Here is a 12,537-nt window from a genome sequence, read left to right on the forward strand (position 1 = left end):
GATTATTCCTCTAATTTGTACCCAATCCCCCATAAAGTCTTAATATATTGAGGGTTGGACGGATCATCTTCGATTTTTTCTCGCAATCTTCGCATATGAACATTTATGATATTTTCATCGCCATAATATTCATCTTGCCAAATGGATTGATAAATTTGTGCTTTTGTATATACACGATTAGGGTGAGTAGTAAAAAGCTTTAAAATCTCAAATTCTTTTGAAGTTAGTTTAATTGGCCGATCGTGTTTTTTTACTTGATAATTGGTGAAGTCAATTGTTAAATCACGAATAGACAAAATGTTTACTACCGACTCTTTGTGCTGAGAGTACTTTGTAGCCCGTCTAATTTGGGCCTTAATTCTTGCAACAAGCTGAACCATGGAAAATGGCTTACATAAATAATCATCTGCGCCTAAACCAAGACCTAATGCTTGATCAAGATCACTATCCTTTGCAGACATAATTAAGATTGGAACAGTACTTCGTTCACGAATGATTTTCATTACTTCTAATCCATCGAGTTTCGGTAACATAATATCAAGGATAATTAAATCAAAGGCATGATTAAGAAAAGTTGAAACGGCTTCTTCGCCATCCATTGCCGTAGTTATCTGAAATCCTTCCTTCGTTAAATAATCTTTGACCATTTCAAGAATTGAATGGTCATCCTCTACGAACAAAATGCGGTTATTCATGTTCACACTCCTTCGTTTCATCATATAGTTTGTTGCTTTGTAAAAGCCCAATGGCCAGCTATTCCACCCAATACAAGATTCAGCCATTCTTATAAAGCTTGTAGCTCTCTTCTTAAGTGAATTGAAAGGTGTAGTGGTCTTTTTAGCCGATATTTAATTGTTAAAACTTTACTTAAATAGCAACAATGTTTGAGAATAAAGCCTATCATTATATTAATTTTAACGAAAAGTAGATTCCAAAAATAGCCACAATTGAAAGAAGGGATAATAATTTTGATTATGGCTTGTGTATTCATTCGTCATAGCACGTTCTTTTATCCTATTTATTTTTATGAAAATTAGTCATAAAAATGGATAGACAAAAAATATAAATACTTTTAGCCTAAGAATAAAATCACATAAGTCTGGTTATTTTTGAAATTGATAAAAGAAAATGGTGATCGAATGAATGAGTTACTCAATCAGTTAGAAATGAGGTTATCTGATACGAAGGTGCTAAAGCAATTAGGCATTTCCTTATTGCAATTCAACGGGAGAATCGTCTATGAAGAGGAAGATCGCATTATAGAGTGTTTAATTTATCGAAAGGGAAAGAAAGAATTTAAAGCTCGTTTGTTGGTACATGATGAAAATTCAGTTCGAAGCATTTCGAGTAAGGAAATGGGTGAGGATTTTATTCAACGCGAGTACCTATTTCAAATTTTATATACTATTGCAGCAACTTTTTTTGAATACCTCGAGAATGATAAGGCAAAACAAACATTTCAACAATGTGTGGATTTCTTCAAATCATTACAGGAAATAGGCGAGCAACAAAAACACTCCTTTTTTAATCAACAAAATATAACTTATTTCAACGAAACAATGGATCATTTGCTTTCGATTATTCGTATAGCTGAGGATTCTAAAGAAAAAACGTTATGGAGAAATGGAGATTATTTAAAATTTGATGAAAAATATCTAGTGAAAATTTTAGAACGTTTACATACATGTTATATCCTTTCGATGAAATTAGTAGAGCTTCCTTTTTTTGAAGCACGAGAGCTTATTCATACACAGAAGATGAAATTTATGACGGGTATTGAATGGAGATGGTTTAGATGGAAACTATACGCTTTCTGGCATGATCGTTACTTTTATTTATTTACCCGCTGGAAAACAAATCCCGATAATTATCAACAAATGTATAAGAAACTTTTCAATGAAACAAAGGAAAGATTAGCATTTTTGTATTCAATACAAGAAACTAAAAATGACTTTATCATTGAATTTACAGATGAGAAGTTACAACTCAATCTCACGGAAAAAGATAGAAAGGAAGTGTAATAGACGGATGTTTGGTTACATTTTCACTCTTATTTCTTCGTTACCATTGCTTGTGTTTATTTTTTCTCTAATGAGCCATAGACATTACAAAGTATTAATCAGGCCACTTAGTATAAGTGTATTCATATGGCTTGTTTTTTTCGGCATTGCTTTCGGTATGAATATTGATTATTTAAGGAAATATCAATTTCCTATTTTACCTAATCATACAGAAATTTTTATAATGGGAGGGGTTATTTTTAGTTTAGCTTTTATTATCTTTCTTGTTTCTGTCATAACATCTATTGTACAGCGTACCCCATTTCGAAAAATGCTCCACTTGCTATTCAATCTCTTTGGAGTGTTTGGTTTTATTTTCTTACATTTAATGCTGGTATTTTTATTTATCTTACCTGCCGGAGAGAAAGCAGATTATATAGAGATATTGAAACGAGCCCATAAAGCGTTTGAAAAGATGTCAACCATAGAAGAACAACCGATTGCGGCTGCTATTGTTGAGTCCCAACAACATTGCTACTCTTCTAAATCATCATCATGTAGAGATTCGAATTATGAAAATTTAGTTGTGGTAAAGAATTTTAGTAAACAAAATTTAAACGTAAACATAGAGGTACAGTTCTATGATCGAAATGATCAATTAATGCAAACAACATCAGTTGATCATATGTCGTTGCAAGCAGGGGCAGAAGCTCCACTTTTAACGAAGGAGACAAAGAAAAACAATAGTATGTGGAAGAGTTGGTCGAGTTCCACGGATCATCGTGTTGCCTATATTAAATATCGCTATCAATATTCAGAGCAATAATGTTGAAGGTCCTTAATTTTTATTTCCACATAAAAGATGCAAAAAGGAAAAGGGAGGCGATTAAGGCTAACGCCCCCTTTATCTTTTAGACATTCATTAGTTAGCTGCGTATTCCTCGGCAGCAATACAAAGAAAATAGGATAGACCAGTTTGTTGAGATTCAAGCATGTTTCGATGGAAATCATCTTGTAGGAAGAATCGTGCTTGAGCGGCAAAGTCGTTTGCCTCCATTAAGTGTCCATGGTTATTTAGAAACTGAATATGCTGTTCGATAAGTGTTTGAACCTCAGTTGTGTCAAATTTTAATCCATCCTTGAGTGCTTTAGCCAAGGTTTCCATAAAATGTTTAGCTTCTATCGCTTGCTCATTCATTTTCTCAACTTGAATGGAGTTATCTTCAAATCCATCATAGTTGTATGTTTCTTTTAAATATTGTTTCTGCTCACTAAGTGCCTCGTTCCATTCCTTCCTATTGCGAAAACCATTAAACATATTGGATTGATCCATGATTTCTCCTTTCGCGGTATACTGAATCGATTGATCAATTGTCTGGACTAAATTCTCCATTCTTTTTATACGTGCTTGAAGGAGGTTTTTTTGGTTAGACAAAATAGATAATCGATCAGGGTTACCATCTAAAATTTGTTTTATTTCTTTGAGAGGAAAATCAAGTTCTCGGTAAAATAATATTTCCTGTAAGCGCTCTAGTTCCTTTATTCCATATAATCGATAGCCTGCTTCACTTATCTTATAAGGTACTAATAGACCGATTTTATGATAATGATACAAAGTTTTAATCGTGATATTTGCTAATGATGCAATATCTTTTACCGTATATAACATGTTTTCCACCTCATTGGATATATTAATGGCTTCCCTAAGGTTGGGGTCAATAGATAATAAAAATAATTTTTAATGAGCCATTGTATTCTCTCATCTCCATTATTATCCTATTTTTGGTACAATTTAATGAAGTATAAAGGGAAGTGGGGAATATGGATGTTTAAAATATTCATTATTGAAGATGATAAACAACTTGTTAACTTACTTAAAGAGCATTTACATAAATTTGGCTATGATGTACAGTCCGTTGATGATTTTGAAGAAGTAAGAAATCAATTTGAACAGTATTCTCCCCATCTGGTTCTATTAGATGTTAATCTACCGAAATTTGATGGCTATTACTGGTGTAGACAAATTCGCAGCATATCTACCTGTCCAATTCTATTTATATCTGCCCGTGATAGTAAAATGGATCAAGTTATGGCGTTAGATAATGGGGCAGATGATTATATTACGAAACCATTTGATTATGAAATTGTGACAGCGAAAATTAATAGTCAACTTAGAAGGGCATATGGTCAGTATGCCAGTACAGAAAATGGTAGAAGCTATACCGTTCATGGGTTAACGCTCGATGTGGAACGTCTACAGCTTTCTTTAAATGAACAAACAATTGAACTAAGCCTTACAGAAGCGAAAATACTTGATGAACTAATGAAAAAGTTAGAACGTGTAGTTAGTCGTGACCGATTATTGGAAAAAATTTGGGATGATCAGGCGTTTGTCGATGATAATACACTAAATGTCTATGTCACTCGTGTACGAAAAAAGCTAACACTACTTGGAATAAATGATGCAATTCAAACGATTCGTGGTCAAGGATATCGTTTGATTCCTGACTGGGGGCATAAAGAATGAAGCTATTTATTCGTGAGCAGCTCCCATTGATTGTTATTTATATTCTTCAATTATTGATTATTATGATGATATACTGGCTCGATGGTTATCGTCATTTATCTATCTCGATATATGCCGCTATATTAAGTGGGAGTCTATTAATCGGGTATCTAGTTTTCCGTTATTTAAGGCACCGTTCCTTCTATCAACGATTAGAAAAACCTTTTGCTCAATTGGAGGATTTTGCAAATGGTATCCAGACCACACCATTGGCTGAAGGATTACAACAATTACTAGAAAGCCAGTTCCGTCACTATCGAACGGACTTATATCGCTATAAACATAAACTGGATGGACATATACAGTTTATTAATCAGTGGGTTCATCAGATGAAGACGCCTATTTCAGTCATACATTTGACGATTCAAGATGAAGATGATCCTCGTTTTATTGCAATTGGGGATGAATTGGATCGTTTAAAAAAAGGGTTGGAAATGGTTTTATATACTGCACGTCTCGATACTTTTGAACGTGATTTCTATGTGGAAAGTCTCTCCTTAGAAAATGTCGTTCGGGCGGTTACCTCGAGTCAAAAACGATTATTTATTCGAAAACGCATTTTTCCTTCAATCCAAATTAATCACGATATACAGATAGCATCTGATGAGAAATGGCTATCATTCATCATTACACAAATTATAACCAATGCCCTTCGTTATACCATTCATGAGAATCGTAAAATTTATTTTAATAGTTATAGACGAGGTATTAGTGTAGTGTTGGAAATAACAGATGAGGGTGTTGGGATTCCTCCAAGTGATTTACCAAGGGTATTCGATCCTTATTTTACCGGAGAAAATGGCCGTCATTTCCAGGAATCAACAGGAATGGGCCTGTACCTCGTAAAACAAATATGCGAGAAGCTTGGGCATCAAATAGAAATTGAATCAAAAATCAATCAAGGTACGACTATTCGTCTGGTCTTCTAAAGGTGTCAGGCTCCATGTGTAACCATTCACATGAGGTCTGGCACCTTACATATTTGTAAGGGAATTGTAAGTATATGAAATGGTAGGATGAAAAGGATTTTGGTTAGAATGAGGATAACAAAGATATAGGAGTGAGGGTTATGCCGATTTTAGATGTAAGGCATTTAGAAAAAATATATGAGGGGAAAGTAGCTCATAAGGCATTAGATAATATTAATTTTTCGATAAATAAAGGGGAATTTGTAGGAATAATGGGCCCGTCTGGTAGCGGGAAAACAACTCTACTAAATTTAATTGCAACTATTGATAAACCAACATCTGGCGAGGTGTTAATTAATGGGAAGAATCCACATGTGCTAAATCGGAAAGATACAGCATTATTTAGAAGACATGAATTGGGTTTTGTTTTCCAACATTTTAATTTGCTAGATACATTGACGGTTGAAGAGAATATTGTTTTACCACTTACCCTTGATGGTGTGAGCGTACGTGAAATGGAAAAAAAGCTAATTGAAGTCACAAAAAAGCTTGGGATTGATAAAATTTTAAAGAAACGAACGTATGAAATTTCAGGTGGACAAATGCAGCGTACAGCAATCGCTCGTTCTATTATCCATAAACCTTCCCTTATATTAGCGGATGAACCAACTGGAAACTTAGATTCCAAAGCATCAAAAGATGTTATGGAAACTCTCACAACCATTAATAAAGAGGATGGTGCCACTGCATTAATGGTTACCCATGATGCAGTAGCAGCAAGCTATTGCCATCGTGTCATTTTTATTAAAGATGGCCAATTGTATAACGAAATTTATCGCGGGGAAAACCGCCAAACATTCTTTCAAAAGATCATTGATATGCTTGCATTATTAGGAGGGGATAGTCGTGACCTTTCCACAGTTCGTTTATAGAAATGTTATCCGGAACAAACGGATATATGCTGCGTATTTTTTGAGTAGTGCATTTTCGGTGATGATTTTCTTTGTTTATGCACTATTTATCTTTCACCCGGATATAAAAAAGGGTGTCACATCAAGCGTAGCCATTCAATTAATGACAGCTGCAGAAGTGATTATGTATGTATTTTCCTTCTTATTTGTATTGTATTCCGTTAGTACTTTTCTCAAATCACGGAAACGAGAATTTGGAATATTAATGATGCATGGAATGACTAGAAGTCAGTTAAACCGGATGGTCTTCTTGGAAAATATGATTATTGGTGTTGGAGCGATTGTGGTTGGTATTGGAGTAGGAATTCTTACAGGAAAATTATTTTTAATGATTGGCTCGAGGATGATTGGAATCGATCAATTGCCGTTTATTTTATCGATGAAAGCTTTATTGTTGACCACCATTGCATTTTTATTATTATTCTTTTGCATTTCTTTGTTTACAACCATTCTTGTTGGGGTAAATAAGTTAATTGATTTATTTCAGGCAGGGGAAAAACCAAAAAAAGAACCAAAAGTTTCTGTATTATTATCGCTTCTGGCAGCGGTGTTACTCATTGTCAGCTATTACTTGGCAGCTACAACAACCATGCAAACAATACTCTATAGAATCCTGCCTGTAATTGCTATGACCATTGTAGGGACCTACTTCTTTTTTACACAGCTATCAGTGTTTATTATAAAAATGATGCAGAAGAATCGATTATTATTTTGGAAAAAAACCAATTTAATCACCATTTCTAGTTTAGCTTATCGTTTGAAGGATAATGCACGAATGTTTTTTATGGTAACGATCGTGTCCACGGTTGCATTTTGTGCAGTTGGCACACTTGCTTCTATGAATGTCATGAATAAGCAGGTGGACAAGGAATTTCCGGCAGAAATCGGTTATATCGCATTAGATGATCAAGCCATGCATAAGGAACATTTACAACAAATTAATGATGAGTTTAAGCATCGAAATATTCATTATAAAACCAATCAAGTGCATATTAAATATATTGCGATCGCTTCTTCGTCAGATCGTTATGCACCTGATACAATGGCGATTATTTCATTCTCGGATTATAGAAAAATAGGAAAAGCAGCGGGATTTGATATACAAGAGAAGCCACTTGAAGGAAACATGGCACTTGAAATGCGAGCATCACCTTATAGTAATGATGAATCCGTGAAATATACTTTAAAACAAGAACATCTTAACCTTCAGCAAGTTAAGCTTACAGAAAATGTTGTTTTCCCTATTCAATTGATCCAAAATAAGGGACTGGTCGTAAGTGATGAGCTTTATAAGCAATTAAAACCAGTGAATACTGGAATATTTACTGGTTTTTACACTAAAAATCTCGAGAAAACAGCAGGTATGGCAGAAAACCTAGTAGATGAAGGAATAGTAAAATCTATACCTGATCAGCCATATTCAATGATTGTAAGTGGTACTTTGTATAAAATGCAAATGAATATGTTTAGAATGATGCTATTTGTGGCTCTTCTTGTAGGTGCTGTCTTTTTCATAGCTGCGGGAAGCTTCTTGTATTTTCGACTTTACGCGGATCTAGATTATGATCGTCGTCAATATTTAACAATCACAAAAGTAGGGCTAACAGATAAGGAGTTGAATAAAATAGTCACCCGTCAGCTCTCATTACTTTTCTTCGTACCTATTGTGGTGGCATTTGTACACAGTGCCTTTGCATTTATAGCATTGCAAAGCTTTTATCAGCTTTCAATTGCTACCGAGGTGATCATTGTCCTTGCAGGTTTTCTAGTTGCTCAGCTGATGTATTTCTTCATGATCCGTTATCGATACTTACGGAATTTGAGGAAAACATTGATCTAAGGATCCATCTGTAACCTTTTTTGAATGTTTGAGAAAAGAGCATAAAAACACCAATGCCCCCATGTGTATAAATTTTACATGAGGGCTTTTTTATTGGTCTATTGCTAAGACTAATTTTCTTTGCGCTTCTCTACAAATAATAATATCAGTGTGGCCAGAGGACCCAAGAATAATGAAAGGAGAAACCAATTGAACCCTGATCTGTTTTTTCCTTGAGCTAATCCTGCATTAATAAGGGCTAGTGTTCCCCAGCCAACAAAATATCCGTTTTCCAAGTAATGGTTACCCCCTTAGTGTATCCTGAGACGAGTGAAAGTCTCTTTCAAATCCAAGATACCTTGTTCCTTGAAAGGTGAGAGTCCCCGAATCACCTTCAGCAAGCTGTCCATATTCCTTTCCAGAAATCCTAAATTCGGATCGATCACCACTTTCAAATTGAAAGGTAACATAATAAGTAGTAGAGGTACTATGGGAATGCATATGATCGTCATGATGATGTGTATGTCTACTTATATTCGTTCTCTTACTACTAATGATGGCATGAACAGATAATCGTGGCGAATCCTCATTCTTTTTCCATTGACTGATACCTTTACCAGCATTCAAAATAATTGATCCAATGACGATAATAAAGATAATTCCCATAAAAATCGGTATAAGATTAAATAATGTATCTCCGGTGTAAAAAAAACTCTCCAATATGAATTCCTCCCTAAGCCCTTTAAATAACATACGTATTTAGATTTAGGAAGGTTTCAAAGTTGCTACAATAATAAATAATAATATTAATTAAATTATAATGATTACTAGTTGATAATAATTATAATTAATGTTATTATAATAAATGTAAGAACAATACATAAGGAGTGATTTAAATGGAAAATCAATTAATGAATAAATTAAATATACAGCTCGCAAATTGGAATGTGATCAATACAAAATTACAGAATTATCATTGGTTTGTAGCAGGACCAGATTTCTTTACATTACATGCTAAATTTGAAGAATTTTATACAGAAGCACAAGGAAATATAGATGAAATCGCGGAAAGAATTTTAGCTATTGGAGGTAAACCTGTCGCAACATTAAGGGGATATCTAGAGCTTACAACATTAAATGAAGCAGGTAATGAATTACAAGCAAAGGATATGGTCAGTGATCTTGTTCGTGATTATGAACGACTTGTTAAGGGTTCTAAGGAATTAATTGAATTAGCTGAAGAGGCAAACGATCATCCAACAGCGGATATGTTTACTGATATTCAAACTTCATTAGAACAGCATATCTGGATGCTTCAAGCATATTTACGATAAAAAAGACGGGGGCTGTTAAAGTGACAGCCCCTTTTAGTTGTGAAGAGCTATTGCTTCTTAATTTCCTCATACTTCTGAAACCATTCTGGAAATATCTTTTTAAATTGAACTGGCTTAAAGTCCTCTTTTCGTACAACAATATGTGTCGTCGTTCCTTCAGCACATACTTCATCTTCTTGATTCACAATAGTAAATCCGTAAATGGTACGTAAATTTTTGTTTTCCTCAACCCATGTTTTTACAAAGACTCTGTCTCCGTATTTGATTGATTTTTTATAGGTAATTTCTAAATTATATACTGGTGCGTAGTAGCCCGCTTGCTCCATATCCAGGTAATTATATCCTACATCTTCGATTAATTTAGTCCTGCCGAGCTCAATCCATTTTACATAATTCCCGTGATAAATAACTCCCATCATATCTGTGTCGGCATATGATAGCTGAATTTCAACTGTAGATATGTACATGACATAAACTCCTTTGGGTAAAATATCTCTTTCTATTTTATCTCTTTTTTCTAGTTTTTTCTAAAGGATCTTTTCTCAAACATTGCTGCTATTTAAGTAAAGTTTTAACTGATAACTATCGCCTGAAGACCACTAACCTTTCATTCTCTGAGAAAAGAGCTACTAAATTAATGAATCCTTTATTGATTGTAAAAGCGGGCAGTTGGGCTTTTACAAAAGCAAAAAACTATCGAAAACAGCCTTTCAATACTAGATAAATATTAGAACTTCTGATATTATGTTTATTCTCTGAATTAAATAAATTTTAAATAAGTTGAAAATAGGGAAGGAGTGAGTTGGGTAGTATGCAACGAATCATGATTATTGGAGTTTCTGCGGGTGTGGGAAAATCTACCTTTGCTAGACAGTTAGGAGACATTTTACATATAGATGTGTTTCATTTGGATGCGTATTTTTGGAAGCCTGGTTGGGTTCAGACAAGCGAAGAGGAATTTCGTGGACAACAGGAGAACATTGTCAAACAGTCCCAATGGATTATTGAAGGTAATTATACAGGTTCCTTTGATATTCGCATTGCCCCTGCAGATACGATTATTTATCTTGAACTTCCTCTGTCTGTTTGCTTATATCGTGTAATGAAGAGGTGGCTAATGAATATAGGCAGAACTCGACCAGACATGGGAAAAGGGTGTAAGGAAAAACTTGATTGGGAGTTTATCAAGTTTATTGTAACTACCTATCACCCACGTAAGGTTAAAATGAATGAACGCTTTAAAGAATATCAGGATTTAGGAAAAACAATTATTACATTAAAGAATAAGAGAGAAATCAGAGAATATATAGATAATCTAGCAAAAAATTAGTCGAATAAAGAATTATTTCCTGAGAAATTCCTCGAAACCTGTAAAGGATAAAGTTAGACAGTTGATCGTTCATACAATTTAAATGGTAGTATCATTTTTTTACTACTTTGATTGTTCGTATCTAATAAGGTGCTGACAGATAATGCACCAATTTTTTTAATAGGGATACTAATAGACGAAATATCCATTAATTCCGCAATCGGTTGATTATCAAAGCTTAAAATAGCTATATCGTTAGGAACAGTATAGCCCAATTTTTTTGCCCCTAATAAAAGCCCGGCAGCAACTTGATCATTAGTTGCCAAAAAGGCAGTTGGTTTTTCTTTTAATGCTTTAAATTTCGACATAACCTCACTTCCATCTGTAATGGATAGACATTTATCAAAAATCCATTCTTTACGTATATTTTGATTTATTCTTTTCATCATTTTTTCATAAGCTTGCATTCTTTTGAAACTATTTGGACCTTCTCTTCTTCCTAATGTATAAGCAATTTTAGTATGTCCTTTTGCTATTAAGTATTCTAATCCAAACTGAAAGGCTTGTTCATGTGGAATACTGATGGAAGGGTAGATGGATTGATCTGAATCCTCACAAAGAACAATTGAACCATAGTCATTATATTGATATAGAATATCAAGTGAAATGGCACGTGAGCAAAAGATCAATCCATCAATCAAGTTACCTCGTAGTGATTCAAGGGCATCGAGCTCTTTTGCAATTTCATAGTTTGTTTGGAATAAAACTATTTGCAAGTGATGTTTGATTGCTTCTTCTGCAACACCTTCAACAAATTGACTAAAATATGGATGATCGATGTTTGGAAGTACGATCCCAATCATGTTAGACCTGCCTTTAGCTAAATGGATTGCGTGAATATTTCTTTTATAATTTAGTGTCTCCATAGCTTTTAGAACAGCTTTTCTTTTATTCTCGCTAACATAAGGATGGTTATTGATAACCCTAGATACTGTTGTCACAGACACCCCAGCAAGCTTTGCAATTTCACGAATGTTTGCCATAAAAAAATCCTCTCTATAAAAATCAAACTCCGCCTTGACCTGAAACGCGTTTCATCCATTACCTTTTCCATAGAGGCTTTTTTCAAACATTGTTGCTATTTTAATTTAAGTTTTTACAAAAGCAACAACCTATACGAAAACAGCCTTCTTAAAAGAAGAAGAAGGGGAGACGGTAAATTATGTTGATAGGTTTATTGATTTTAATCATTTTATGTGTAGTCGAAATTATCATAGCAAACTTGGTGATTCGAGACAAAAAAGACGATATGCTGGATTTTTATGATTTTTATGAAGTGAAAAGGATGAAGCAATAGGAGATATTGCAAATGATGAACAATATAAAGCTGTACTCTTTCATCTTTAAGTATTAATCAAACAGACAATTAGATGGATGTTGTCTGTTTGATTCTTTATTATTATATACGGAGGTAAGGTATAAAATAAACGTGAGTGGAGAAGTAGCCATGCAAGAATTTATAAGTGCTTTAAAATGATATCCCTAATCGAAGTAATTCTATATGAAGTATGTCGACAAAGGAATCAAACATAAGTAGACATAACGGTTAAATTAAGTGGAGAGTTGCGCA

The 12,537-nt window shown here is 34.1% G+C and carries 15 protein-coding genes; 9 read left to right on the forward strand and 6 right to left on the reverse strand.

Going from position 1 to position 12,537, the window contains the following annotated elements:
• Nucleotides 1–2: 2 nt before the first annotated feature.
• Complete coding sequence (locus I5818_RS01585) at nucleotides 3–695, reverse strand: response regulator transcription factor (protein ID WP_071977349.1); 693 nt, start codon at nucleotides 693–695, stop codon at nucleotides 3–5.
• Nucleotides 696–1,139: 444 nt separating this feature from the next.
• Here I5818_RS01585 and I5818_RS01590 point away from each other — a divergent pair, with 444 nt between their 5' ends.
• Both I5818_RS01590 and I5818_RS01595 read left to right on the forward strand, forming a co-directional pair.
• A complete protein-coding gene (locus I5818_RS01590; protein WP_209391843.1) occupies nucleotides 1,140–2,021 on the forward strand; it encodes a hypothetical protein in 882 nt (293 codons plus the stop codon).
• 7 nt (nucleotides 2,022–2,028) lie between these two features.
• Nucleotides 2,029–2,826: a hypothetical protein gene (locus I5818_RS01595; protein WP_078110766.1), complete on the forward strand. Its 798-nt coding sequence runs from the start codon at nucleotides 2,029–2,031 to the stop codon at nucleotides 2,824–2,826.
• 96 nt (nucleotides 2,827–2,922) lie between these two features.
• Here the strand turns inward: I5818_RS01595 and I5818_RS01600 are convergent, their stop codons facing one another.
• Entirely contained in the window at nucleotides 2,923–3,669 is a 747-nt protein-coding gene (locus I5818_RS01600) for a MerR family transcriptional regulator (protein ID WP_078110767.1), read from the reverse strand.
• A 156-nt stretch (nucleotides 3,670–3,825) separates the two neighbouring features.
• Here I5818_RS01600 and I5818_RS01605 point away from each other — a divergent pair, with 156 nt between their 5' ends.
• From I5818_RS01605 to I5818_RS01620, 4 genes are all read left to right on the forward strand, one after another.
• Complete coding sequence (locus I5818_RS01605) at nucleotides 3,826–4,527, forward strand: response regulator transcription factor (protein ID WP_078110768.1); 702 nt, start codon at nucleotides 3,826–3,828, stop codon at nucleotides 4,525–4,527.
• The gene (locus I5818_RS01610; protein ID WP_058004207.1) at nucleotides 4,524–5,495 is read left to right on the forward strand and encodes a HAMP domain-containing histidine kinase; all 972 of its coding nucleotides are present in this window, start codon (nucleotides 4,524–4,526) and stop codon (nucleotides 5,493–5,495) included. Before I5818_RS01605 ends, I5818_RS01610 begins: the two co-directional genes overlap by 4 nt.
• 140 nt (nucleotides 5,496–5,635) lie before the next feature.
• Nucleotides 5,636–6,406, forward strand: a complete 771-nt coding sequence (locus I5818_RS01615) for an ABC transporter ATP-binding protein (RefSeq protein ID WP_058004206.1) — start codon at nucleotides 5,636–5,638, stop codon at nucleotides 6,404–6,406.
• Nucleotides 6,381–8,285: an FtsX-like permease family protein gene (locus I5818_RS01620; RefSeq protein WP_078110769.1), complete on the forward strand. Its 1,905-nt coding sequence runs from the start codon at nucleotides 6,381–6,383 to the stop codon at nucleotides 8,283–8,285. Before I5818_RS01615 ends, I5818_RS01620 begins: the two co-directional genes overlap by 26 nt.
• A gap of 110 nt (nucleotides 8,286–8,395) precedes the next feature.
• Here the strand turns inward: I5818_RS01620 and I5818_RS01625 are convergent, their stop codons facing one another.
• Entirely contained in the window at nucleotides 8,396–8,560 is a 165-nt protein-coding gene (locus I5818_RS01625; RefSeq protein WP_169792988.1) for a hypothetical protein, read from the reverse strand.
• 7 nt (nucleotides 8,561–8,567) lie between these two features.
• Nucleotides 8,568–9,017: a DUF2500 domain-containing protein gene (locus tag I5818_RS01630; protein ID WP_078110770.1), complete on the reverse strand. Its 450-nt coding sequence runs from the start codon at nucleotides 9,015–9,017 to the stop codon at nucleotides 8,568–8,570.
• 143 nt (nucleotides 9,018–9,160) lie between these two features.
• On the opposite strand from I5818_RS01630, the gene I5818_RS01635 reads away from it, so the two are divergent.
• Nucleotides 9,161–9,598: a Dps family protein gene (locus I5818_RS01635; protein ID WP_078110771.1), complete on the forward strand. Its 438-nt coding sequence runs from the start codon at nucleotides 9,161–9,163 to the stop codon at nucleotides 9,596–9,598.
• A 47-nt stretch (nucleotides 9,599–9,645) separates the two neighbouring features.
• Here I5818_RS01635 and I5818_RS01640 read toward each other — a convergent pair whose 3' ends face one another.
• Nucleotides 9,646–10,065, reverse strand: a complete 420-nt coding sequence (locus tag I5818_RS01640; RefSeq protein ID WP_058004203.1) for an acyl-CoA thioesterase — start codon at nucleotides 10,063–10,065, stop codon at nucleotides 9,646–9,648.
• A 344-nt stretch (nucleotides 10,066–10,409) separates the two neighbouring features.
• Between I5818_RS01640 and I5818_RS01645 the strand changes: the two genes are divergently transcribed.
• Nucleotides 10,410–10,928, forward strand: coding sequence for a P-loop NTPase family protein (locus I5818_RS01645; protein ID WP_078110772.1), 519 nt, complete (start codon nucleotides 10,410–10,412; stop codon nucleotides 10,926–10,928).
• A 53-nt stretch (nucleotides 10,929–10,981) separates the two neighbouring features.
• Here I5818_RS01645 and I5818_RS01650 read toward each other — a convergent pair whose 3' ends face one another.
• Nucleotides 10,982–11,950, reverse strand: coding sequence for a LacI family DNA-binding transcriptional regulator (locus I5818_RS01650; RefSeq protein WP_071977343.1), 969 nt, complete (start codon nucleotides 11,948–11,950; stop codon nucleotides 10,982–10,984).
• A gap of 179 nt (nucleotides 11,951–12,129) precedes the next feature.
• Here I5818_RS01650 and I5818_RS26180 point away from each other — a divergent pair, with 179 nt between their 5' ends.
• Nucleotides 12,130–12,264, forward strand: a complete 135-nt coding sequence (locus I5818_RS26180) for a hypothetical protein (RefSeq protein ID WP_260838957.1) — start codon at nucleotides 12,130–12,132, stop codon at nucleotides 12,262–12,264.
• The last annotated feature ends 273 nt before the right edge of the window (nucleotides 12,265–12,537 follow it).

The organism is Heyndrickxia oleronia, from assembly GCF_017809215.1.
Taxonomy (GTDB): domain Bacteria; phylum Bacillota; class Bacilli; order Bacillales; family Bacillaceae_C; genus Heyndrickxia; species Heyndrickxia oleronia.

Bases quoted from the DNA above. Each gene is read 5' to 3' on its own strand.
- I5818_RS01615 (WP_058004206.1), top strand. From the start codon at position 5,636: ATGCCGATTTTAGATGTAAGGCATTTAGAAAAAATATATGAGGGGAAA.
- I5818_RS01630 (WP_078110770.1), bottom strand. From the start codon at position 9,017: ATGTTATTTAAAGGGCTTAGGGAGGAATTCATATTGGAGAGTTTTTTT.
- I5818_RS01650 (WP_071977343.1), bottom strand. From the start codon at position 11,950: ATGGCAAACATTCGTGAAATTGCAAAGCTTGCTGGGGTGTCTGTGACA.
- I5818_RS26180 (WP_260838957.1), top strand. From the start codon at position 12,130: ATGTTGATAGGTTTATTGATTTTAATCATTTTATGTGTAGTCGAAATT.
- I5818_RS01640 (WP_058004203.1), bottom strand. From the start codon at position 10,065: ATGTACATATCTACAGTTGAAATTCAGCTATCATATGCCGACACAGAT.
- I5818_RS01585 (WP_071977349.1), bottom strand. From the start codon at position 695: ATGAATAACCGCATTTTGTTCGTAGAGGATGACCATTCAATTCTTGAA.
- I5818_RS01645 (WP_078110772.1), top strand. From the start codon at position 10,410: ATGCAACGAATCATGATTATTGGAGTTTCTGCGGGTGTGGGAAAATCT.
- I5818_RS01605 (WP_078110768.1), top strand. From the start codon at position 3,826: ATGTTTAAAATATTCATTATTGAAGATGATAAACAACTTGTTAACTTA.
- I5818_RS01635 (WP_078110771.1), top strand. From the start codon at position 9,161: ATGGAAAATCAATTAATGAATAAATTAAATATACAGCTCGCAAATTGG.
- I5818_RS01600 (WP_078110767.1), bottom strand. From the start codon at position 3,669: ATGTTATATACGGTAAAAGATATTGCATCATTAGCAAATATCACGATT.
- I5818_RS01610 (WP_058004207.1), top strand. From the start codon at position 4,524: ATGAAGCTATTTATTCGTGAGCAGCTCCCATTGATTGTTATTTATATT.
- I5818_RS01590 (WP_209391843.1), top strand. From the start codon at position 1,140: ATGAATGAGTTACTCAATCAGTTAGAAATGAGGTTATCTGATACGAAG.
- I5818_RS01595 (WP_078110766.1), top strand. From the start codon at position 2,029: ATGTTTGGTTACATTTTCACTCTTATTTCTTCGTTACCATTGCTTGTG.